1 protein-coding gene is annotated in these 734 nt (G+C 57.1%); it reads left to right on the top strand.

What is annotated here, in order from left to right; genetic code table 11:
• Positions 1-313: 313 nt before the first annotated feature.
• Positions 314-734, top strand: a 421-nt coding sequence (locus A3754_RS24025) for an alcohol dehydrogenase catalytic domain-containing protein (RefSeq protein ID WP_156497198.1), incomplete at its 3' end; no start/stop codon positions are given.

Here is a 734-nt window from a genome sequence, read left to right as displayed (position 1 = left end):
ATCGAGATATGTCCATCCATCGAAAAAGCGCAACAACGAGTGCGGGCCAGCCTGAATGACCCGAAGGGCGTGGCCTGAAGCGCACATCTGCTGCGCCTTGCCTCTCGGAAAGGGAACCACCCTGACCATCAAGACAAGACGCAACAGCTGCACGCTTCAGGCCACGCTGAGCATGCAAGGAGTTTTTCAGAGGTTCCCAGGCAGCTATTAGTTATCTTTATCCCTCTCAATGCGCCCCATGCATTTGTCTAATGCCCCCATCGGCGTTAGCGTCTCCTACACATAAAAATTCTGATTTTCGGGAGAGCACCACATGCGCGCCATTCTGTGCAAGGAACTGGGCCCAGCCAACACGCTGGTCATTGAAGACATCGCATCCCCTGCGCCGGGCAAAGGCGAAGTAAAGGTGCGGGTAAAAGCCGCCGGGCTGAACTTCCCCGACACCCTGATTATCGAAGGCAAGTACCAGATCAAACCGGAATTGCCGTTTTCACCGGGCGGTGAAATGGCCGGCGAAGTGCTGGAAGTGGGCGACGGCGTGAAAAACTTCAAACCCGGCCAGCGGATCATGGGCCTCACCGGTTACGGTGCCTTTGCCGAAGAAATTCTGGTGCCGGAGAACCGTCTGATCCCCGTGCCTGACGGCATGGATGACCACACCGCCGCCGCCTTTTCCATGGTCTACGGCACCAGTTATCACGCGCTGAAACAACGGGCCAACATCCAGCCCGGGG

This window comes from Alcanivorax sp. HI0083 (assembly GCF_001635175.1).
This window is presented reverse-complemented; position numbering and strand designations above follow the sequence as displayed.